Source organism: Caballeronia sp. ATUFL_F1_KS39 (assembly GCF_023630985.1).
Classification (GTDB): domain Bacteria; phylum Pseudomonadota; class Gammaproteobacteria; order Burkholderiales; family Burkholderiaceae; genus Caballeronia; species Caballeronia zhejiangensis.
Genome location: NZ_JALQDZ010000005.1, coordinates 270,307 through 290,000, shown reverse-complemented (window position 1 = coordinate 290,000; position 19,694 = coordinate 270,307). Strand labels below are relative to the sequence as shown.

General features: G+C 63.2%; 19 protein-coding genes. 2 read left to right on the top strand and 17 right to left on the bottom strand.

Going from position 1 to position 19,694, the window contains the following annotated elements; all coding sequences use genetic code 11:
* Window positions 1-29 precede the first annotated feature (29 nt).
* Window positions 30-479, top strand: coding sequence for an SsrA-binding protein SmpB (gene smpB / locus NCR93_RS06075; protein ID WP_008350055.1), 450 nt, complete (start codon window positions 30-32; stop codon window positions 477-479).
* 44 nt (window positions 480-523) lie between these two features.
* On the opposite strand, the gene NCR93_RS06070 is transcribed toward smpB, so the two are convergent.
* From NCR93_RS06070 to ppsA, 3 genes are all read right to left on the bottom strand, one after another.
* A complete protein-coding gene (locus NCR93_RS06070; protein WP_008350056.1) occupies window positions 524-1,450 on the bottom strand; it encodes an SPFH domain-containing protein in 927 nt (308 codons plus the stop codon).
* 25 nt (window positions 1,451-1,475) lie between these two features.
* Window positions 1,476-1,907, bottom strand: a complete 432-nt coding sequence (locus NCR93_RS06065) for an NfeD family protein (RefSeq protein ID WP_008350058.1) — start codon at window positions 1,905-1,907, stop codon at window positions 1,476-1,478.
* A 96-nt stretch (window positions 1,908-2,003) separates the two neighbouring features.
* The gene (gene ppsA / locus NCR93_RS06060; RefSeq protein ID WP_033537249.1) at window positions 2,004-4,421 is read right to left on the bottom strand and encodes a phosphoenolpyruvate synthase; all 2,418 of its coding nucleotides are present in this window, start codon (window positions 4,419-4,421) and stop codon (window positions 2,004-2,006) included.
* A gap of 504 nt (window positions 4,422-4,925) precedes the next feature.
* Here ppsA and ppsR point away from each other — a divergent pair.
* Window positions 4,926-5,744: a posphoenolpyruvate synthetase regulatory kinase/phosphorylase PpsR gene (ppsR, locus tag NCR93_RS06055; protein ID WP_008350062.1), complete on the top strand. Its 819-nt coding sequence runs from the start codon at window positions 4,926-4,928 to the stop codon at window positions 5,742-5,744.
* A 6-nt stretch (window positions 5,745-5,750) separates the two neighbouring features.
* Here ppsR and NCR93_RS06050 read toward each other — a convergent pair whose 3' ends face one another.
* From NCR93_RS06050 to pyrH, 14 genes are all read right to left on the bottom strand, one after another.
* Window positions 5,751-6,527: a TrmH family RNA methyltransferase gene (locus NCR93_RS06050; protein WP_175979990.1), complete on the bottom strand. Its 777-nt coding sequence runs from the start codon at window positions 6,525-6,527 to the stop codon at window positions 5,751-5,753.
* Window positions 6,528-6,544: 17 nt separating this feature from the next.
* On the bottom strand, window positions 6,545-7,249 hold the full coding sequence (gene rnhB, locus NCR93_RS06045; RefSeq protein WP_175979989.1) for a ribonuclease HII: 705 nt from the start codon (window positions 7,247-7,249) through the stop codon (window positions 6,545-6,547).
* Window positions 7,249-8,415, bottom strand: coding sequence for a lipid-A-disaccharide synthase (gene lpxB / locus NCR93_RS06040; protein WP_008350067.1), 1,167 nt, complete (start codon window positions 8,413-8,415; stop codon window positions 7,249-7,251). The genes rnhB and lpxB overlap by 1 nt, the downstream gene beginning before the upstream one ends.
* 11 nt (window positions 8,416-8,426) lie before the next feature.
* Window positions 8,427-9,215 carry an acyl-ACP--UDP-N-acetylglucosamine O-acyltransferase gene (gene lpxA, locus NCR93_RS06035; RefSeq protein ID WP_008350069.1) on the bottom strand — a complete coding sequence of 263 codons (789 nt, stop codon included), beginning with the start codon at window positions 9,213-9,215 and terminating at the stop codon, window positions 8,427-8,429.
* Window positions 9,216-9,279: 64 nt separating this feature from the next.
* Window positions 9,280-9,738 (bottom strand): 3-hydroxyacyl-ACP dehydratase FabZ, encoded by a 459-nt coding sequence (gene fabZ / locus NCR93_RS06030; protein WP_008350071.1) that lies wholly within the window; start codon window positions 9,736-9,738, stop codon window positions 9,280-9,282.
* A gap of 147 nt (window positions 9,739-9,885) precedes the next feature.
* Complete coding sequence (gene lpxD / locus NCR93_RS06025; RefSeq protein WP_175979988.1) at window positions 9,886-10,977, bottom strand: UDP-3-O-(3-hydroxymyristoyl)glucosamine N-acyltransferase; 1,092 nt, start codon at window positions 10,975-10,977, stop codon at window positions 9,886-9,888.
* Window positions 10,978-11,005: 28 nt separating this feature from the next.
* Complete coding sequence (locus NCR93_RS06020; protein WP_008350075.1) at window positions 11,006-11,512, bottom strand: OmpH/Skp family outer membrane protein; 507 nt, start codon at window positions 11,510-11,512, stop codon at window positions 11,006-11,008.
* Window positions 11,513-11,618: 106 nt separating this feature from the next.
* Window positions 11,619-13,931, bottom strand: a complete 2,313-nt coding sequence (bamA, locus tag NCR93_RS06015; protein ID WP_008350077.1) for an outer membrane protein assembly factor BamA — start codon at window positions 13,929-13,931, stop codon at window positions 11,619-11,621.
* A 77-nt stretch (window positions 13,932-14,008) separates the two neighbouring features.
* On the bottom strand, window positions 14,009-15,391 hold the full coding sequence (gene rseP, locus NCR93_RS06010; protein ID WP_175979987.1) for an RIP metalloprotease RseP: 1,383 nt from the start codon (window positions 15,389-15,391) through the stop codon (window positions 14,009-14,011).
* Window positions 15,392-15,398: 7 nt separating this feature from the next.
* Entirely contained in the window at window positions 15,399-16,616 is a 1,218-nt protein-coding gene (locus NCR93_RS06005) for a 1-deoxy-D-xylulose-5-phosphate reductoisomerase (RefSeq protein WP_175979986.1), read from the bottom strand.
* 18 nt (window positions 16,617-16,634) lie between these two features.
* Entirely contained in the window at window positions 16,635-17,447 is an 813-nt protein-coding gene (locus NCR93_RS06000; RefSeq protein ID WP_008350082.1) for a phosphatidate cytidylyltransferase, read from the bottom strand.
* Entirely contained in the window at window positions 17,441-18,223 is a 783-nt protein-coding gene (gene uppS / locus NCR93_RS05995) for a polyprenyl diphosphate synthase (RefSeq protein ID WP_034471985.1), read from the bottom strand. The genes NCR93_RS06000 and uppS overlap by 7 nt, the downstream gene beginning before the upstream one ends.
* A gap of 83 nt (window positions 18,224-18,306) precedes the next feature.
* On the bottom strand, window positions 18,307-18,867 hold the full coding sequence (frr, locus tag NCR93_RS05990) for a ribosome recycling factor (RefSeq protein ID WP_008350085.1): 561 nt from the start codon (window positions 18,865-18,867) through the stop codon (window positions 18,307-18,309).
* 94 nt (window positions 18,868-18,961) lie between these two features.
* Window positions 18,962-19,675, bottom strand: coding sequence for a UMP kinase (pyrH, locus tag NCR93_RS05985; protein ID WP_008350086.1), 714 nt, complete (start codon window positions 19,673-19,675; stop codon window positions 18,962-18,964).
* Window positions 19,676-19,694: the final 19 nt, after the last annotated feature.

Sequence of the window (19,694 nt, the reverse complement as noted above, 5' to 3'; positions counted from 1 at the left end):
ATTTTAAACGAGTTGGGCACTTTCCATTCATGAGCATCATCGACAACAGAAAAGCCTTCTTCGATTACTTCGTCGAAGAGCGCTACGAGGCCGGTCTCGTGCTCGAGGGCTGGGAAGTCAAGGCGCTTCGCGCCGGGCGCGCGCAGATCAAGGAAGGCTACGTCGTGATCAAGAACGGCGAGCTCTTTCTGATCGGCACGCATATCAGCCCGCTGCCCGAAGCATCGAAATTCGCTAACCTCGATCCGGTGCGCACGCGCAAGCTGCTCCTCCACCGCGAACAGATCGACAAGCTCATCGGCAAGGTCGAGCAGCGCGGGCACACGCTCGTGCCGCTCAACTTCCACTACAAGGATGGCCGCGTGAAATGTGAAATCGGCCTCGCGAAGGGCAAGAAGTTGCACGACAAACGCGAGACCGAAAAGAAGCGCGACTGGGAACGCGAACGCGGGCGTCTGATGCGAACCGCCTCGCGTTAAACCGTGAAACGAATCGGGGGCGCTTTTTAGCGCCCCCGATTGCTTCAGCTCTTCCTGATTATGCCGCTGCCCTCGCCTTTCACGATCGACAACGCGGACGCGATCATCGTGCTCATGTCGGACATGTTGCCCGGCACGATCAGCGTGTTGCCCTGCTTCGCGAGATTGCCGAACGCGCCGACATACTGCTCCGCAACCTTCAGATTCACCGCTTCCATGCCGCCCGCTGTCTGAATTGCAGTGCCGATCTTCTCGATGGCTTGCGCGTTCGCTTCCGCCACCGCGAGAATCGCGGCGGCTTCGCCCTGCGCCTGATTGATCGCCGCCTGCCGTTCGCCTTCCGACTTCTGGATCGCGGCCTCGCGCGCGCCCGATGCCAGATTGATCTGCTCCTGCTTGCGCCCTTCGGACGCGGCGATCAGCGCGCGCTTCTCGCGCTCGGCGGTGATCTGCGCCTGCATCGCGTGAAGGATTTCCTTCGGCGGCGTGAGATCCTTGATTTCATAGCGCAGCACTTTCACGCCCCAGTTCGACGCGGCTTCGTCGAGCGCATTCACGATGCTCTGGTTGATGAAGTCGCGCTCCTCGAACGTCTTGTCGAGCTCCAGCTTGCCGATGACCGAACGCAACGTCGTCTGCGACAGTTGCGTGATCGCGAACACGAAGTTGCTCGATCCGTACGAAGCCTTCATCGCATCCGTGACCTGGAAGTACAGCACGCCATCGACTTGAAGCTGCGTGTTGTCGCGCGTGATACAGACTTGGCTCGGCACTTCGAGCGGAATCTCCTTCAGCATGTGCTTGTAGGCGATGCGATCGATGAACGGCAGCACGATGTTGAGGCCCGGCGTAAGCGTCGCGTGATAGCGGCCGAGGCGTTCCATGATCCATGCGTGTTGCTGAGGGACGATCTTGACCGTTTTCGACACGATGACGATCGCGATGACGAGCACGATGAGCGCAAAGTACATTGACATTATTTTTCTCCTTATAGGACTACCGTTTGGCCGCGACGATCAGGCGATTGCCGTCGAGCGCCGTGATGCGATAAAGCCGTGCGCCCTCCGTTTCGCCCGGTGCGAGCTCGACATCCCACTGCGCGCCGCGATACATTGCGCGCGCGTGGCCGTGATGCCATTGATCGACTTCCAGGGTCGCGCCGATATCGAGATTCACGGCCGCATCGCGCGAGGCGTCGTCACGCCGCTTCCAGCTGACGAAGCGCGAGCGCCGCAGCACCGCCACCGCGATCAGCGCGATGACCGCGGCCGCGCCCATCTGTACGTGCGGCAACGCGCCGAGCACATGAGCGACGCCGCCCGCGATCATCCCGAGCGCGATCATGAGCAGATAGAACGTTCCGGTAAACAATTCCGCGACGATCAGCGCGCCCGCAGCGACCCACCAGATCAACCCGCCCGTTTCCATCATCGGTCTCCAAACGAAAACACCCCGGAAAAGTCCGGGGTGTTTTTATATCACGCTGCACCAATCCGAAAGCAAGTGGAAAGGTGTGACATCGACTTATTTTGACAAGGTCTTCGCGAGCTGCTGCCACGTATCGATGATCGTGTCCGGATTAAGCGACATCGACTCGATGCCCTGCTTCGCGAGCCACTCGGCGAGATCAGGGTGGTCCGACGGGCCCTGACCGCAAATGCCGACGTACTTGTTCAGCTTCAGGCACGTCTCGATCGCGCGCTTCAGCATGAACTGCACCGCTTCGTCGCGCTCGTCGAAGTCCGCCGCGAGCAACTCCATGCCCGAGTCGCGATCGAGGCCCAGCGTCAACTGCGTCAGGTCGTTCGAACCGATCGAGAAGCCGTCGAAGCGCTCCAGGAACTGCTCGGCGAGAATCGCGTTGGACGGCACTTCGCACATCATCACGAGCTTCAGGTCGTTCTTGCCGCGTTCGAGACCGAACTTCTTCAGCAGCTCGACCACGCGATCGGCCTGCTTCAGCGTACGCACGAACGGCACCATGATCTGCACGTTGTCCAGGCCCATTTCCTCGCGGACCTTCTTCAGCGCGATGCATTCCATGTGGAACGCCTCGGCGAAGTCTTCCGCGATATAGCGCGACGCGCCACGGAAACCGAGCATCGGATTTTCTTCATCCGGCTCGTAGCGCGAACCGCCGATCAGCTTCTTGTACTCGTTCGACTTGAAGTCCGACAGACGCACGATGACGGGCTTCGGATAGAACGCCGCTGCAATCGTGGCGATGCCTTCGGTCAGCTTGTCGACGTAGAACGCTTTCGGCGATGCATGGCCGCGCGCGACGCTTTCAACCGCCTTCTTCAGATCGGCATCGACGTTCGGGTACTCCAGAATCGCCTTCGGATGCACGCCGATGTTGTTGTTGATGATGAACTCGAGTCGCGCCAGGCCGACGCCCGCGTTCGGCAACTGCGCGAAGTCGAACGCGAGTTGCGGATTGCCGACGTTCATCATGATCTTGACCGGAATCTTCGGCAGTTCGCCGCGCTGCACTTCGGTCACTTCGGTTTCGAGCAGGCCGTCGTAGATCTTGCCTTCGTCGCCTTCCGCGCACGACACCGTGACGAGTGCGCCGTCCTTCAGGATGTCCGTTGCGTCGCCGCAGCCGACAACCGCCGGCACGCCCAGCTCACGCGCGATGATCGCCGCGTGGCACGTACGGCCGCCGCGATTGGTCACGATGGCCGATGCGCGCTTCATCACCGGTTCCCAGTTAGGGTCCGTCATGTCGGCGACGAGCACGTCGCCCGGCTGCACGCGTTCCATTTCCGACGGATCGTGAATCACGCGCACGGGGCCCGCGCCGATCTTCTGGCCGATCGCGCGGCCGGTCGCCAGCACGTTCGACTGCCCCTTCAGCTTGAAGCGCATTTCGGCCTTGCCCGACGCCTGGCTCTTCACCGTCTCCGGGCGCGCCTGGAGGATGAACAGCTTGCCGTCGCGGCCGTCCTTGCCCCACTCGATGTCCATCGGACGCTGATAGTGCTTCTCGATGATGACCGCGTACTTCGCGAGCTCGATCACGTCTTCGTCGGTGATCGAGAAGCGGTTGCGCTGTTCGTGCGGCACGTCGACGGTCTTCACGCGGCCCGGCTCGCCCGGCTTCGTGAATTCCATCTTGATGAGCTTCGAGCCGATCGAGCGGCGGATGATCGGGTATTTGCCCTGTTCGAGCGTCGTTTTGAAGACGTGGAACTCGTCCGGATTCACCGCGCCTTGCACGACGGTTTCGCCCAGGCCGTAGCTCGACGTGATGAAGACGGTTTCCTTGAAGCCCGATTCGGTGTCGATGGTGAACATTACGCCGGCCGCGCCGACGTCGGAGCGCACCATGCGCTGCACGCCCGCCGACAACGCGACTTCCGCATGCGTGAAGCCCTTGTGGACGCGATAGGAAATGGCGCGGTCGTTATAAAGCGACGCAAACACGTGCTTCATGCGATCGAGCACGTCCTCGATGCCGACCACGTTCAGATAGCTTTCCTGCTGGCCCGCGAAGGATGCGTCCGGCAAGTCCTCGGCCGTCGCCGACGAGCGCACGGCAAACGAAAGCTCTTCGGGCGAGCTGGCTTGAAGGACTTCGAAACCGCGGCGGATTTCGTCTTCGAGGCGCGGCTGCATCGGCGCGTCGACGATCCACTGACGGATTTCCTTGCCGGCTTCGGCGAGCGCCTTGACGTCGTCGACATCGAGCGTCTCGAGACGATTGGCGATGCGGTCCGTCAGATTGTTGTGATGGAGGAAGTCGCGGAATGCGAGCGCAGTCGTGGCGAAGCCCGTCGGCACGCGAACGCCGGCTTCGGAAAGCTGGCTGATCATTTCGCCGAGCGACGCATTCTTGCCGCCGACGATTTCCACGTCGGTCATTCGCAACTGCTCGAATGGAACTACATACGCCTGATCCTTTGCGACATCTTTCGCAACATTGACTGCGTTAGTCATACAAGCCCCTAAGGTGGATGGAATTCACGATCGCACGAGTGGGCTCATATGCGAGCGCGCTCATTGGAAGCGCGCACGCATCTCGTACAACCTGTTTGATAAACCTTCGGGGACACGCGCCCGCGAGAACCGGGGCACGTCAAAAAGAAGCGGGGTACGTCTGAAATCTGCTCGAAAACGTGGACTGACGTAACGAAATGCCACGAAACGACCGCGATTTGACGAAAATCCGATTCAATTTCTCCGCAATTGCTTATCGAACAGGTTGCCGCTATTCTACCTTGCCGTATTTCAAAATTGTTTCGGCCGGGCAGTCGTTCCACGGCAAAATCGAGGTCTTTAACGCCTGATCGTGGGCTCACCCACACCCCGGCGCTCACGCCCGGTTCACTGCCTGCCAGCGGTCAGCTACCTTAACACAGGTTTTTACGGCGTCCGTGCTTTCGCGCTAGCCACGGTTCAGCGTTTGAGCATCGTCGCCCCAACTCGTTCCCTCTTTCGCCGATGCCGCCTTCCGTATTCATCGTTTCCGACGGGACCGGGATCACTGCCGAAACCTTCGCGCATTCGATCCTCGCCCAGTTCGATCAAAAATTCCGGCTCGTGCGCGTGCCGTTCGTCGACTCGATCGACAAGGCCTACGCGACCGTCGAGAAGATCAACGAAGTCGTCGCGCTCGATGGCCGCCGGCCGATCGTGTTCACGACGCTCGTCGACAGCGCATCGAATGAAGTGGTCAAGGGCTGCAACGCGCTCGTGCTCGACATGTTCCAGACCTTCATCGAGCCGCTCGAGCACGAACTGGAAATGAAATCGACGCACGCGATGGGCCGCGTGCACCAGAACGCCGACACGGAGGAATACAAGAATCGCATCGAAGCGATCAATTTCTCGCTCGCCCACGACGACGGCCAGTCGAACCGCAATCTCGCCGACGCGGACGTCATTCTCGTCGGCGTATCGCGCAGCGGCAAAACGCCGACGAGCCTTTATCTCGCGATGCAGTACGGCGTGAAGGCGGCGAACTATCCGCTGATTCCCGAAGATTTCGAGCGCGGCAAGCTGCCGACGCCGCTGCTCGAGCATCGGACGAAGATGTTCGGTTTGTCGATCGATCCGCAGCGGCTGGCCGAGATCCGTAACGAACGCCGTCCGGGCAGCAAGTACGCCGCACTCGAAAACTGCCGCTACGAGATCAACGAGGCGGAAATGATGATGAAGCGCGAAGGCATCAAGTGGCTTTCGTCGACGCACAAGTCGATCGAGGAAATCGCCACGACGATCCTGCAGGAGGTCAAGCCGGAGCGGCCTTCCTACTATTGACGGCTGTCAGCGCTGCTGGCGGCACTGCTCGAAGAGACAGATCGCCGCCGCGGCCGCCACGTTCAGCGATTCCATGCCGCCCGGCTGCGGAATCGTCACGCGATGCGTCACCGCATCGCGCCAGATTTGCGACACGCCCGCGCCTTCGTTGCCGAACACCCAGGCGAGCGCGCCCGACAGGTCGCAATCGTAGAGCGCGACGGCACCGTGCGAATCGGTGATCGTCACGGGTGCGTCGAGTCGCGCGATGAGATCGGCCGGTTCGACGTCCTCGAAAATATCCAGCAGAAAATGCGCGCCCATGCCCGAGCGCAGCACTTTCGATGACCACGCGTATGCCGTGCCCGGCGCGCAGAATACGCGCGTGATGCCCGCCGCCGCCGCGCTGCGCAGAATCGAGCCGACATTGCCGGCGTCCTGAACGCCATCGAGAATCACGCAGGTTTGTGCGACGCGCGCGGGCAATTCTGCATCGATCTTTTCGACGAGCAACAGCATGCCCACGCCGTGAACGACGCTCGACAACTGCCCGAAAAGCGCATCCGGCAACACGACGACGCGCTTCTCTTCGATGCGCGCGACGATCTCGCGCGCTTCCTCGTGCGTGAGCGCGCCTTCGGTGACGACGCACGTTTGCGGCTGGCCCGCCGCGTCGAGATACGCTGACGCCAGATGCAGGCCTTCGAGCAGCGCGTGGCCGCTTCTGCGCTGCTGCGCCGTCGACCCGGCGAGCGCCTTCATGCGCTTGTAGAGCGGGTTGTCCCGCGAAGTGATGGATTTCACGTTGATTCGGTTGACGCTCAGCAGGCGAGCGCGTCGGGATCGTCTTCGATCGTCGATGCGACCTGAAGCACTTCGGGAGCGATCTCGGGCAACACCGAACCGAACACGAGCGCGTGCGCCTCGCGCACCGGCGCGAACGACCGCCGATGATGCTCGCACGGCCCATGTTCGCGCAGCGCCTTCAGATGCTGCGGCGTGCCGTAGCCGGAATGCGTGGCGAAGCCGTACATCGGGAAAAGCTCGTGCAGATCGACCAGCATGCGATCACGCGTGACCTTTGCGAGAATCGACGCCGCCGAGATCTGCTTGACGAGCGCATCGCCGCCGATCACGGCTTCGCTGCGGATGGACAAGGTCGGGCAGCGATTGCCATCGACTTTCACGAGCGTCGGCGCGACCGAGAGGCCTTCCACCGCGCGCTTCATCGCCAGCATGCTCGCGTGCAGGATGTTGATGGTGTCGATTTCCTCGACGCTCGCCGACGCGATGCAGTACGCGAGCGCGCGATCGACGATCTTCTCGTACAGCTCTTCGCGCCTTTTGGCAGAGAGCGCCTTCGAATCGTCGAGGCCGTTGATGCGCGGCTTCGCCGGATCGAAGATGACCGCCGCCGCCACGACCGGACCGGCCAGCGGACCGCGCCCGGCCTCGTCGACGCCACAAACGACGTCGAACGGTGAGCTGAAATCGAGTCCGGCTTGCGCCGATCGTCTAGCGGCCATTACCGCGGCCTCCGCGTGTCGAGCACCCGCGCGACGGCCTCGGCCGCTTTCTGCGACGTATTCTGGCGCAGCGCGATGTGCATGTCGGTGAATATTTCCGTCAGGGTACGGCGGTTGGCGTCGTCGTTCAACTGTTTCAGCGTGGCGTCGGCGAGCGCTTCGGGCGTCGCGAAGTGCTGCAAGATTTCCGGCACGACGAAGCGGCCCGCCAGAATGTTCGGCAAGCCGACATACGGCAGATAACCCTGACGCTTCATGATCTGACCCGTCAGCCAAGGCACCTTGTACGAGATGACCATCGGCTTCTTGAGCAGCGCCGCTTCGAGCGTCACCGTGCCGCTTTTCACGAGGATCGCATCGGCGGCGGTCATCGCGCGCTGGGCGTTGCCGTCCGTGATCGTCAGCGACAGATGCGGATGCGCGTCCACGAGCGGCCGCAGCAGTTCGCGCAACGCCGGATTCGCCGCGGGCATCAGGAAGCGCACGTTGGGCTCGCGAAGCTGCATCAGTTCCATCGCGTCGAAGAAGGTCGGGCCGATCAGCGAAATCTCCGAGCGACGGCTGCCCGGCAGGACCGCGATCACCGGACCGCCTTCCGCGATGCCGAGTTCGCGGCGCGCGCCCGCGACGTCCGGCTCGAGCGGAATGTCATCGGCGAGCGGATGGCCGACGTAGCTCGCGGCGACGCCCGCCTTTTCCATCAGCGCCGTTTCGAACGGAAACACGCACAGCATGTGATCGACCGCTTTCACGATCTTCTTGATGCGGCCGCCGCGCCACGCCCAGATCGACGGACAGACGAAATGCACGGTCGGAATGCCCGCTTCGCGCAGCGGCTGCTCGAGGCCGAAGTTGAAATCGGGCGCGTCCACACCGATGAAAACGGACGGCGGCTCGGCAAGCAACTGACGCTTGATCTCGTTGCGGATGCCGAGAATCTCGGGAATGTGCTTCAGCGCTTCGACATAGCCGCGCACGGTCAGCTTGTCCATCGGCCAATGCGCTTCGAAGCCCTCGGCCGTCATGCGCGGACCGCCGATGCCGCTATAGCGCGTGCCTTCGGGCAGCGTGCGCCGCAGGCCTTTGAGCAGCGATGCCGCGAGGAGGTCGCCGGACGGCTCGCCCGCGACCATCGCGATGCGTGGCGGGTTGGTGATCAGGGTCATCGGACAGCGTGTCAGCGGATGATGCCGCGCTGCGACGCCGCGATGAAATCGGAGAATGCCTTGACGGGCGCATCGCCCTCGCCGCCTGCCGTGCTCAGCTCCTTCAGCTGCGCTTTCGCCTCTTCGAGCGACAGGCCGCTCTTGTAGACGATGCGATACGCGGAGCGCAGCGCCGAAATGGCGTCGGGCGTGAAGCCGCGGCGGCGGAGACCCTCGACGTTGATGCCGTGCGGCTCCGCCTTGTTGCCTGCCGCGATGACGAACGGCGGCACGTCCTGCACGAGCGCCGATGCGCCGCCCAGCATGGAATGCGCGCCGATGCGCACGAACTGATGCACGCCCGACATGCCGCCGACGATCGCGTGGTCTCCGACGATGACATGTCCCGCCAGTTGCGCGTTGCTCGACATGATGACGTTGTCGCCGAGCCGGCAGTCGTGACCGACGTGCACGTACGCCATGATCCAGCAGTCGCTGCCGATCGACGTGAGGCCCTGATCCTGCGCCGTGCCCGTGTGCAGCGTCGTGAATTCGCGGATGGTGTTGCGGTCGCCGATTTCGAGGCGCGTCGGCTCGCCCTTGTACTTCATGTCCTGCGGACGGCCGCCGATCGACGCGTAATGGCCGATGCGGTTATCGCGGCCGATCGTGGTGTGGCCCTCGATCACGCTGTGCGAGCCAATGGTCGTGCCCGCGCCGATCACGACGTGCGAACCGACGATCGCGTACGGCCCGACTTCGACGGACTCGTCGAGCTGAGCGCCCGGCTCGATGATCGCGGTTGGGTGAATCTTGCTCATGCGCTTTTCGCCTATGCTGTTCGTGCTGCTTGTTACGTTGAACGCGGTGTGAACGCGAAGGCGCTCAGGCGTCCGTGCTCTTGACGGTACACATGAGCTCGGCTTCGGCGGCGGTCACGCCGTCCACTTCGGCGCGCGCCTTGAACTTCCAGATGCCCCGCATGTACCGCTCGAACGTGACGTTGAGAACGAGCTGATCGCCCGGCTCCACCACGCGCTTGAAGCGCGCGCCGTCGATGCCGACGAAGTAATAGAGCGTGTTGGACGGATCGTGCGGCTCTTCCGCGAACGTCAGAAGCGCGGCCGTCTGCGCGAGCGCTTCGAGAATCAGCACGCCGGGCATCACCGGGCGCGTCGGGAAGTGGCCCTGGAAATACGGCTCGTTGATCGTCACGTTCTTGATCGCTTTGATGCTCTTGTGCGGCTCGAGTTCGAGCACGCGGTCCACGAGCAGGATCGGATAGCGATGCGGCAGCAGCGTGAGAATCTTGTGGATGTCGAGATTGATTTTTTCTGTGCTCATGGTCGTTCTGCTCACGCGCGCGTCGGGCGCGGAAATTTGGATGGCGGGCCGTATCGGACGCCCGCCCGGGATTGCCAGCTCGCTTCGGCGGCTTGAACCGGCCCGCTCTTGCTTGTGGTTCGTTCTTCGTTCGAACGAGCCCGGCGCTTATGCGCCGCCGCTCGTCTCGTCGCGCTTGCCTGAATCGGCGAGCGCGGTCTCGAGCGCCTTGATGCGCTCGCGCATCTTGTCCAGATTGCGCATGATCGCCGCGCTCTTGTTCCAGTCTGCATGCGGCACGGCCGGAAACGCGCTCGTGTACATGCCGGGCTTCAGGAGCGACTTCGACACGCCGGATTGCGCGGTGACGATCACGTAGTCCGCGAGCGTCACGTGCCCCGCGATGCCCACCGCGCCGCCGATCATGCAATGCTTGCCGATGCTCGTGCTGCCCGCGATGCCCGCGCAGCCGGCGATGACCGTGTACGCGCCGATGCGGCAGTTGTGGCCGATCTGCACGAGATTATCGATCTTCACGCATTCCTCGATGACGGTGTCCGCCATCGCGCCGCGATCGATCGTCGTGTTGGCGCCGATTTCCACGTCGTCGGCGATATCCACCGCGCCAACCTGCGGAATCTTCACCCAGCTTCCGGTGCGCGCATCGCCCTCGCCGACGAAATCCGGAGCGAAGCCGAAACCGTCCGCACCGATCACCGCGCCCGCGTGCACGATCACGCGCGCGCCGAGCTTGCAGCCGTGATAAACGGTGACGTTCGGATACAGATGAACGTCGTCGCCTAGCGTAACGCCGCGCCCGACGACTACGCCCGCATCCAGCTTCACGCGCTCGCCGACGACCGCGCCCGCCTCAACCGTCACGTGAGGGCCGATCACGGCGCTCGCCGCAACCTTCGCGTCCGGATCGATGTAGGCGCTCGGTTGCACGCCAGGCTTGGCCTTGGGCGTCGCCAAGTCGATGAACGCCTGAGCCACGCGAGCGAAATAAGCGTAAGGATTCGGCGTGACGATGAAATTACTGCCCGCGCGATTCGTCACCTTGTCGAGGTCGGCCGGGGAAATCAGCACGGCGCCGGCGCGCGTCGTCTCGACTTGCGGCAGATACTTCTGATTCGCGAGAAACGCGAGCTGCGCGGGGCCCGCCTTGTCGAGCGGCGCGAGACTGCCGACCGCGTGCGCGCCGTCGCCGACCACCTCGCCGCCGAAGCGTTTCACCAGCTCGCCGAGGGTGACCGTCATGCCTGATGCCATCTCGTCTCAGTCCTCGTCAGTTCGGGTTCGTGAGCGAACCCGTGCCGGTCGCGCCCGCCGCCAGCGCCTTCAGCACCTGATCCGTAATGTCGATGCGCGGGCTCACGTACACCGCTTCCTGCACGATCAGGTCGTAGTGCTGCTGCTCGGCGATCTGCTTGATCACCTTGTTCGCGCGGTCCAGCACCGCCGCGAGTTCCTCGTTACGGCGCTGGTTCAGGTCCTCGCGGAACTCGCGCTGCTTGCGCTGGAAGTCCGCGTCGAGCTGCGCCAGATCGCGCTGACGGGCCGCGCGGTCGGTCGGCGACATCGAGGCACCGTTCTTGTCGATGTTGTCCGACATCGCCTTCAGGCGCTGCGCCATGTCCTGCAGCGCCTTGTCGCGCTTGGAGAATTCCTGCTCGAGCTTCGACTGGGCGGCCTTCGCCGCGGACGATTCGCGCAAGATGCGGTCCGAATTGACCGCCGCGATGCGCGCTTCCTGAGCACTGGCGGACATCGCCGTGCCCAGGCCGAGAACCATCGACAACGCAAGCGCCAGCGCCCTATGTTTCGAATGCTTACCGGTTCCCAAAGTGTTCCTCACGTTACGTCGAAAAAAATGAAGTTCGCGTTCATCGGCGGGCTGCTTAGAACGCCGTACCGATCTGGAACTGGAACTTCTGATACTGGTCGCCCTCATGCTTCTGCAGCGGGAAGCCGAGGCTCAGCTTGAGCGGGCCGATCGGCGAGATCCACGCGAGACCCAGACCGTAACCGTAGCGCAAGCCGTTTGCACCGCCGCTCGTACCGCCTTGACCCGGATCGCCCCAGACGTTACCGGCATCGAGGAAGGTGAACACGCGCAGCGTACGATCGTAGCCCGTTCCCGGCAGCGGGAACGTCAGCTCGATATTGCCGACCGCCATGCGCGAGCCGCCGATCGGGTCATTGGTTTTCGCGTCGCGCGGACCCAGCGAGCTCGGCGAGTAACCGCGCACCGAACCGATACCACCCGCGTAGTAGTTCTTGAAGATCGGGTACGTCTGCCCTTGCAGGCCCTTGCCGTAGCCGCCCTGCAGATTGAAGCCGAGCACGAAACCGCGCGCGAACGAGTAGTAATACTGGAACTGCGCGTCGAACTTCGCGTACGTCGTGTTGCCGAGCGGCGTGCCGTATTCTGCGTTCGACTGGATGTAGTAGCCGCGGCTCGGGACGAGCGCGCTGTCGCGATTGTCTCGCGACCAGCCCGCGGTCAGCGGGTAGTTGTTCACGACACGGCCGAACTCGTTCACGTAGTTCTTGTAGGACTGCGGCGTGTTGCTGTCCACGTCCATCGTGTTCTGTTCGGCTCCGACGCCGAAGAACACCGTGTCCTGCTCCGAGAACGGGATGCCGAACTTCGTGTCCGCGCCCATCGTGATGATCTTGAAGCTCGAATCCGTCGAGTAATACAGCGGCTGATACGTACGGTAGTAAGCGTCGGTGATGCGCTTGATGCCGTCGATCGTGAAGTACGGATCGACCTGCGTCACGGTCAGCGTGCGATAGGTTTTCGCGGTGTTCACGTTGACCGCGAGACTCGTGCCCGAGCCGAACACGTTGTCCTGCGACACGCCCGCCGAGAGCACCACCTTGTCCGTCGACGAGAAGCCCGCGCCCAGCGTGATCGCGCCGGTCGGCTTTTCGGCCACCTTCACGTCGACGTCGACCTGGTCGTTCGTGCCTTCCACGGGCGTCGTAGTGACGTCCACGTCGGTGAAGTAGCCGAGACGGTTGATACGGTCCTTCGACAGCGCCAGGCGGCTCGAATCGAACCACGAGCTTTCGAGCTGGCGCATTTCGCGGCGCACCACTTCGTCTCGCGTGCGCGTATTGCCGACGATGTTCACGCGCCGCACATACACCCGACGGCTCGGATCGACTTGCAGCGTGAGCGCCACGGTGTGGTTCGCCTGATCGATCTGCGGCTGCGCGTTGACCTGCGCGAACGCGTAGCCGTATTCGCCGAGCTTGTCGACGATCGCCTTGGTCGTCGACTGCAGCTTTTCGGCCGAGAAGCGCTCGCCCGGTTTGATCTTGATGAGCTTGTTGAGCTCGGCCTGACGGTCGAGCAGATTGCCCGAAAGCGTGATGCTGCTGATCTTGTACGGCTCGCCTTCGTGCACGGCGATCGTCAGATACATGTCCTTCTTGTCCGGCGAGATCGACACCTGCGTGGAGTCGATCGCGAACTCGAGGTAGCCGCGGTTCAGATAGTACGAGCGCACGTTCTCGAGGTCGCCCGTGAGCTTTTCCTTCGCGTAGAGATCGCTCTTCGTGTACCACGAGAACCAGTTCGGCGTGGAAAGCTGCATTTCGCCGAGCAGCGTACTGGAACTGAACGCCTTGTTGCCGACGAAGTTGATCTGGCGAATCTTCGCGCTCGGACCTTCCGCGACGGAGAACAGGATCTGCACGCGATTGCGGTCGACCGGCGTCACGGTGGTCGTGACTTCCGCGGCGTAGTAGCCGCGCGTCAGGTATTGGCGCTTGAGCTCCTGCTCCGCCTTGTCGACGAGCGCCTTGTCGTACGAGCGGCCTTGCGACAGGCCGACGGAACGCAGCGCCTTCGTGAGGTTGTCCTTGTCGAACTCGTGCAGGCCCGCGAAATCGATGGCCGAAATCGCCGGGCGTTCCTGCACCTGAACGATCACCACGTTGCCTTCGGTGGCAATCTGAACGTCGTTGAAGAAACCCGTTGCGTAGAGTGCGCGAATCGCTTCGGAGGCCTTGTCGTCGGTGAAGGTGTCGCCTTGCTTGATCGGCAGATAAGCGAACACGGAGCCAGGCTCGATGCGTTGGAGACCGTCGATCCGAATATCCTGCACGACGAACGGCGTGGTGGCGTGCGCCGCCATGCCCGTTGCGGCGAGCGCCGCGGCCACAGCCGTCTTAGGAACAAAGCGATGAGGTTTGAACAACGTGCTTCCCCAGTATTTAAAGCTGCATTCGTTCCGGCGGTCGCTCGAAAGACGCCGCCAGAAATTGTCAAAGTGGATCAAAAACGAATCAGACGCGCGAGGTCATTGAACAGCGCGATCATCGACAGAGCGACGATGCAGACCAGGCCCGCCCTTTGCAGAACAAGCTGCCAGCGATCGGATACTGCCTTGCCGGTAACAGCCTCAACCAAATAATATAACAGATGCCCACCGTCCAATACCGGAATCGGTAACAAGTTCAACACTCCGAGGCTGATGCTCACGAGTGCCAGAAACGAAATGAAGGCCGTCGCGCCGAGCCTTGCGCTCTTGCCCGCGTAGTCGGCAATCGTGACCGGCCCTGACAGATTCTTGAGCGACGCCTCGCCGGTGATCATCCGCCCGAACATGCGCAGCGAGTACACGCTGATATCCCATGTGCGGTTCACGCCGAGGCGCAGACTTTCGAGCGGCCCGTAGCGCACATCCACCGTCGGCAGTTGATTCGCGAGCGCGGCGCCGATACGCCCGATGTCCTTGCCCGTCGACGCATCGCGCTTCACGTCCGGCACGATCTGCACGGAATCGCGCTGGCCGTTGCGCTCGACCACGAGCGTCACCGGCTTGCCGCCGTGCGCCTTCACGTAGTCGATGAAGCTCGTCGCGTTGTCGACGCTGCGGCCGTCGATCGCGCGCAGCATGTCGCCCGCCTTCAGCCCGCTCTTCTGCGCCGCGCTGCCCGCCTCGACGCCCGCGACCGTCAGCGTGCCGCCGCCCGGCGTGAAGCCGAGTTTGTCCATGAAATCCTGATCGGCTTCGGAATCGGCGATGCCCGTGACCGTCACCGGAAAGTCGAAGGTGCCGTCGTGCGTCTTCGCCGTCAGCACGACGCGCCGATGATCGAACGATGCGTCGAGCATCTTCCAGCGCAGGTCGGACCATGAGCGGATCGGATGCGTCTCGCCGCCTTCCGCGTCACGCATCGAGAGAATCGTTTCGCCGCCTTCGAAGCCCGCTTGCGCCGCCGCCGTATCGGAAGCGGGCTGCGAAACGATCGCCGCCGGCTCGGTCACGCCGCCCGCGAACACGGCGGAAAACAGCACGATTGCGAGCAGGAAATTGGCGATCGGCCCCGCCGCGACGATCGCGATGCGCTTGCCCACGTTCTGACGGTTGAACGCGCGCGGCAGGTCTTCAGCGGGAATGGTCGTGCCGCTCTCGGGATCGACCTCGCGTTCGTCGAGCATCTTCACGTAGCCGCCGAGCGGCAGCGCGGCGATCGTCCATTCGACGCCCGTCTTCTTGCTGACCCATCGCACGAGCGGCTTGCCGAAGCCGACCGAGAACCGCAGCACTTTCACGCCGCACAGTCGCGCGACGCTGTAGTGACCGAATTCGTGGACGACGACGAGCACGCCTATCGCGACAACGAAGGCGACGATTTCGGTCAGAAAGTTCATGACGGCCTCAATGGGCGATGGGTTCGGCGCCCGGCGCGCTCGCGGTGAGCTCTGCGACGAAACGGGACGCCAGACGGCGCGCGTCGGCATCCGCGGCGAGAACGTCGGCCAAGGTCGCGGCGCTCGTATTCGGCAGCGCGTTCAGCACGCGATCCACCACGTCGCCGATCGCCATGAAGCCGATGCGGCGATCGAGGAACGCCTCGACGGCGATTTCATTGGCCGCGTTCAACGCCGCGCTCGCGATGCCGCCTGCTTCCAGCGCGGCAATCGCCAGCGCGAGACACGGGAAGCGCGCGAAGTCGGGTTTTTCGAATGTGAGCGTCGCGATCTGCGCGAGATCGAGCGGCGCGACGCCCGAATCGACACGCTCAGGATACGCCAGTGCATGCGCGATCGGCGTACGCATGTCCGGATTGCCGAGTTGCGCGAGCACCGAGCCGTCGGCATAGGACACCATCGAATGAATCACGCTCTGCGGATGGATCAGCACCTCGATGCGCGAGCCGGGCAGATTGAAGAGCCAGTGCGCCTCGATGACTTCGAGGCCCTTGTTCATCATCGTCGCGGAATCGACCGAGATCTTGCGGCCCATCGCCCAGTTCGGATGCTTCACGGCCTCTTCGGGCGTGACGTTCACGAGCGTCGCGGGATCGCGCGTGCGGAAAGGACCGCCGGACGCCGTCAGGATGATCTTCGAGACGCCGCCGTGCAGCTTCGCTTCCTTGTCTGCGCAAGGCGGCAGGCACTGGAACACCGCGTTGTGCTCGCTGTCGACCGGCAGCAGGATCGCGCCGTTGTCGCGCACCGCATCCATGAAAATCTGGCCGGACATCACGAGCGCTTCCTTGTTCGCGAGAAGGATGCGCTTGCCGGCGCGTGCGGCGGCGAGCGTGGGCGCCAGGCCCGCCGCGCCGACGATGGCCGCGACGACCGTATCGCACTGCGCCGCGCGCGCGACTTCGACGAGCGCCTCGGGCCCGTGCGTCACTTCGGTCTTGCAACCCTGCGCGCGCAACGCAGCCGCGACGCGTACGGCGGTTTCGGCGTCGCCGACGACCGCCACTTCGGGCTGAAACTTCAGACATTGCGCGACGAGTTTGTCGCCGTTGCGGTGAGCGGTGAGCGCGTAGACCGAGAAACGGTCCGCATGCCGCGCCACGACGTCGAGCGTGCTATCGCCGATCGAGCCCGTGGAGCCGAGCAGTGTGAGACGTGTTTGCATAAATTCTTCTCTAGCCGATCAGCCAAGCATGAGCAATGCGATCGGCAATACAGGCAACAATGCGTCGATGCGGTCGAGGACGCCGCCGTGACCCGGCAGAAGGCCGCTCGAGTCCTTGACACCCGCCTGGCGCTTGAGCAGCGACTCGAACAGATCGCCGACCACGCTGAACGCGACCAGCACGGAAAGCGCGACGAACGCGCGATCCCAGCCGAGCTGTCCGACGAAGGCGGTGAATACGGTGGGCGCATAAAAGCCGGTGGCGGCGGCGAGCGCGCCGATGACGATAACGGCGAGCCACCCGCCGATGGCGCCCTCCCAGGTCTTGCCCGGGCTGATCGACGGGGCGAGCTTATGGCGGCCGAGCGCTTTTCCGGCGAAGTATGCGCCTATATCAGCCAGCCAGACTACTAGCAGAAGCGATAGCACGAAGGATACGCCTCGCGTGCGCGCGTCGACGACCGCGTGCCAGCAGGCCAGAAACACGACGATTCCGGCGAAAAGCAGGAACGCGCGCCAGGCGTGCGCGGCCAGCGCGGGCTTGCGAAGCAATGCGTAAGGCCCCGCCAGCACCCAGAAAATACCGGCCATCTGGTAGAGCGGCGTGGCTTTGATCCCGAGGAACGTGCTCAGAACGAGCGCGATGCCCGCGACGAGCGCGTAAGCGACCGGCCCCGCCCCGTTCAGCTTGAGGAGCCGTCCCCATTCCCAGGCCGCGAACACGACGACGAACCCGATCAACGCTCCGAATGCGCCGATCGGCGCAAACAGCGTGATCGGCACGAGTACGGCGAGCAGGACGATTGCCGTGATGACACGGGTTCTTAGCATGAAAGGGTGTCGGCCTTCTGCGATTGGGAAGCGAGTTGCGCGCTGGTGCGCCCGAAGCGGCGTTCGCGGTCGCCGTAGGACGCGATCGCGCGGTCCAGGGCGTCGGCGTCGAAGTCGGGCCAGTAGGTGTCGGTGAAGTAGAACTCGGTGTAAGCGAGCTGCCACAGCAGGAAGTTGCTGATGCGCTGCTCGCCGCCCGTGCGGATGAACAGATCCGGCTCCGGCGCGTAGGCCATCGCGAGATGTTCGGCGAACGATTCGTCGTCCACGCGCGCGGGCACGCCCGACTCGAGAGACTCCGCGATGAGCTTCTTCGTCGCCTGCATGATGTCCCAGCGCCCGCCGTAATTGGCAGCGATGGTCAGCGTGAGTCGCGTATTGCGGGCTGTCTTGGTTTCGGCGCGTTGGATGAGCGCGCGGATGCGGTCGTCGAACATGGAAATGTCGCCGACGACGCGCAGACGAATGCCGTTCGCATGCAGCTTGCCGATCTCGCGTTCGAGCGCGGTCACGAACAGGCGCATCAGGAAGGACACTTCGTCGGTCGGACGGCGCCAGTTCTCGGAACTGAACGCGAAGAGCGTGACGAATTCGACGCCGCGCCGCGCGCAGCTTTCGACGGTCGCGCGGACCGCATCGACGCCGCGCGTATGACCGGCGACGCGCGGCAGACGCCGCTCGGTCGCCCATCGGCCATTGCCGTCCATGATGATCGCGACGTGACGCGGGACAGCCGCGACATCGGGCACGGCAACGGTGGAGCTGGTATAGGTCATGGCCGCTGAATCTGGGAATCTGAAGAAGTGAGAGCCAGCCCGGAGCTTGCACGTCCGGGCTTGGCAGGACCGTCTCTACGGCCTCACACCGTCATGATTTCGGATTCTTTGGTCTGAACGAGCTTGTCGATTTCGGCGACGAACTTGTCGGTGAACTTCTGCACTTCGTCGCTCGCACGGCGCTCGTCGTCTTCCGAAATCTCCTTGTCCTTCACGAGTTTCTTCAGTTGATCGTTCGCATCGCGGCGCAGATTGCGCACGGCGACCTTGGCGGTCTCGCCTTCGCTCTTCACGACCTTCGTGAGTTCGCGACGGCGCTCTTCGGTCAGCGCGGGCATCGGCACGCGGATCAGGTCGCCCTGCGTGGCAGGGTTCAGGCCGAGATCCGATTCGCGGATCGCCTTCTCGATCACCGCGACCATCTTCTTTTCCCACGGCTGCACGCCGATCGTACGGGCATCGACGAGCGTCATGTTCGCGACTTGCGAGATGGGCACGTTCGAACCGTAGTAGTCGACCTGGATGTGGTCGAGCAGCCCGGTGTGGGCGCGGCCCGTACGGATCTTGGCGAGATCGGCCTTGAACGCTTCGATCGACCGCTGCATCTTCTGGTCGACGCTCTTCTTGATGTCAGCCACACTCATTTTGAACCTCCAAACCTAAGTTTTACCGGCGATAGCGGCGCTCTGTCGCGCGAGGCTTGCCGCCCCGCTGCGCGGCGCCTGATACCGCGAGAGTTTACACGTGGACGAGCGTCCCTTCGTCGTCGCCCTGCACGATGCGCTTCAATGCGCCCGGCTTCGTGATCGAGAACACGCGAATCGGCAGCTTCTGGTCGCGGCACAGTGCGAACGCGGTGGCGTCCATCACCTGAAGATTCTTGCCGATCGCCTCGTCGAAGCTGATCGTGCTGTAACGCGTCGCATGCGGGTCCTTCTTCGGGTCGGCGGAGTATACGCCATCGACCTTCGTCGCCTTCAACACCACTTCGGCGCCGATTTCCGAGCCGCGCAGCGCGGCGGCCGTATCCGTCGTGAAGAACGGGTTGCCCGTGCCGGCCGCGAAGATCACGACCTTACCCTCTTCCAGTTGACGGATCGCGCGGGGGCGGATGTACGGCTCGACCACCTGATCCATGCGCAACGCGGATTGCACGCGCGCTTCGATGCCCGCGTGGCGCATCGCGTCTTGCAGCGCGAGCGCGTTCATCATCGTGGCGAGCATCCCCATGTAGTCGGCCGTCGCCCGGTCCATGCCGGCCGCGCCGCCCGCGACACCGCGGAAGATGTTGCCGCCGCCGATCACGACGGCCAGTTGCGTCCCGATCCGCACCACCTCCGCGACATCCGCCACCATCCTTTCGATTGTTGCGCGATTGATGCCGAAAGCATCGTCGCCCATCAGGGCTTCGCCGGAGAGCTTGAGGAGTACGCGTTTGTAGGCTGTGGGCATATGAGGTTCCGATCGCGCC

Excerpts from the sequence above, each read along its gene's own strand:
- smpB (WP_008350055.1), top strand. The coding sequence starts at position 30 with ATGAGCATCATCGACAACAGAAAAGCCTTCTTCGATTACTTCGTCGAA.
- NCR93_RS06070 (WP_008350056.1), bottom strand. The coding sequence starts at position 1,450 with ATGTACTTTGCGCTCATCGTGCTCGTCATCGCGATCGTCATCGTGTCG.
- NCR93_RS06065 (WP_008350058.1), bottom strand. The coding sequence starts at position 1,907 with ATGGAAACGGGCGGGTTGATCTGGTGGGTCGCTGCGGGCGCGCTGATC.
- ppsA (WP_033537249.1), bottom strand. The coding sequence starts at position 4,421 with ATGACTAACGCAGTCAATGTTGCGAAAGATGTCGCAAAGGATCAGGCG.
- ppsR (WP_008350062.1), top strand. The coding sequence starts at position 4,926 with ATGCCGCCTTCCGTATTCATCGTTTCCGACGGGACCGGGATCACTGCC.
- rnhB (WP_175979989.1), bottom strand. The coding sequence starts at position 7,249 with ATGGCCGCTAGACGATCGGCGCAAGCCGGACTCGATTTCAGCTCACCG.
- lpxB (WP_008350067.1), bottom strand. The coding sequence starts at position 8,415 with ATGACCCTGATCACCAACCCGCCACGCATCGCGATGGTCGCGGGCGAG.
- lpxA (WP_008350069.1), bottom strand. The coding sequence starts at position 9,215 with ATGAGCAAGATTCACCCAACCGCGATCATCGAGCCGGGCGCTCAGCTC.
- fabZ (WP_008350071.1), bottom strand. The coding sequence starts at position 9,738 with ATGAGCACAGAAAAAATCAATCTCGACATCCACAAGATTCTCACGCTG.
- lpxD (WP_175979988.1), bottom strand. The coding sequence starts at position 10,977 with ATGACGGTCACCCTCGGCGAGCTGGTGAAACGCTTCGGCGGCGAGGTG.
- NCR93_RS06020 (WP_008350075.1), bottom strand. The coding sequence starts at position 11,512 with ATGGTTCTCGGCCTGGGCACGGCGATGTCCGCCAGTGCTCAGGAAGCG.
- rseP (WP_175979987.1), bottom strand. The coding sequence starts at position 15,391 with ATGAACTTTCTGACCGAAATCGTCGCCTTCGTTGTCGCGATAGGCGTG.
- NCR93_RS06005 (WP_175979986.1), bottom strand. The coding sequence starts at position 16,616 with ATGCAAACACGTCTCACACTGCTCGGCTCCACGGGCTCGATCGGCGAT.
- NCR93_RS06000 (WP_008350082.1), bottom strand. The coding sequence starts at position 17,447 with ATGCTAAGAACCCGTGTCATCACGGCAATCGTCCTGCTCGCCGTACTC.
- uppS (WP_034471985.1), bottom strand. The coding sequence starts at position 18,223 with ATGACCTATACCAGCTCCACCGTTGCCGTGCCCGATGTCGCGGCTGTC.
- frr (WP_008350085.1), bottom strand. The coding sequence starts at position 18,867 with ATGAGTGTGGCTGACATCAAGAAGAGCGTCGACCAGAAGATGCAGCGG.
- pyrH (WP_008350086.1), bottom strand. The coding sequence starts at position 19,675 with ATGCCCACAGCCTACAAACGCGTACTCCTCAAGCTCTCCGGCGAAGCC.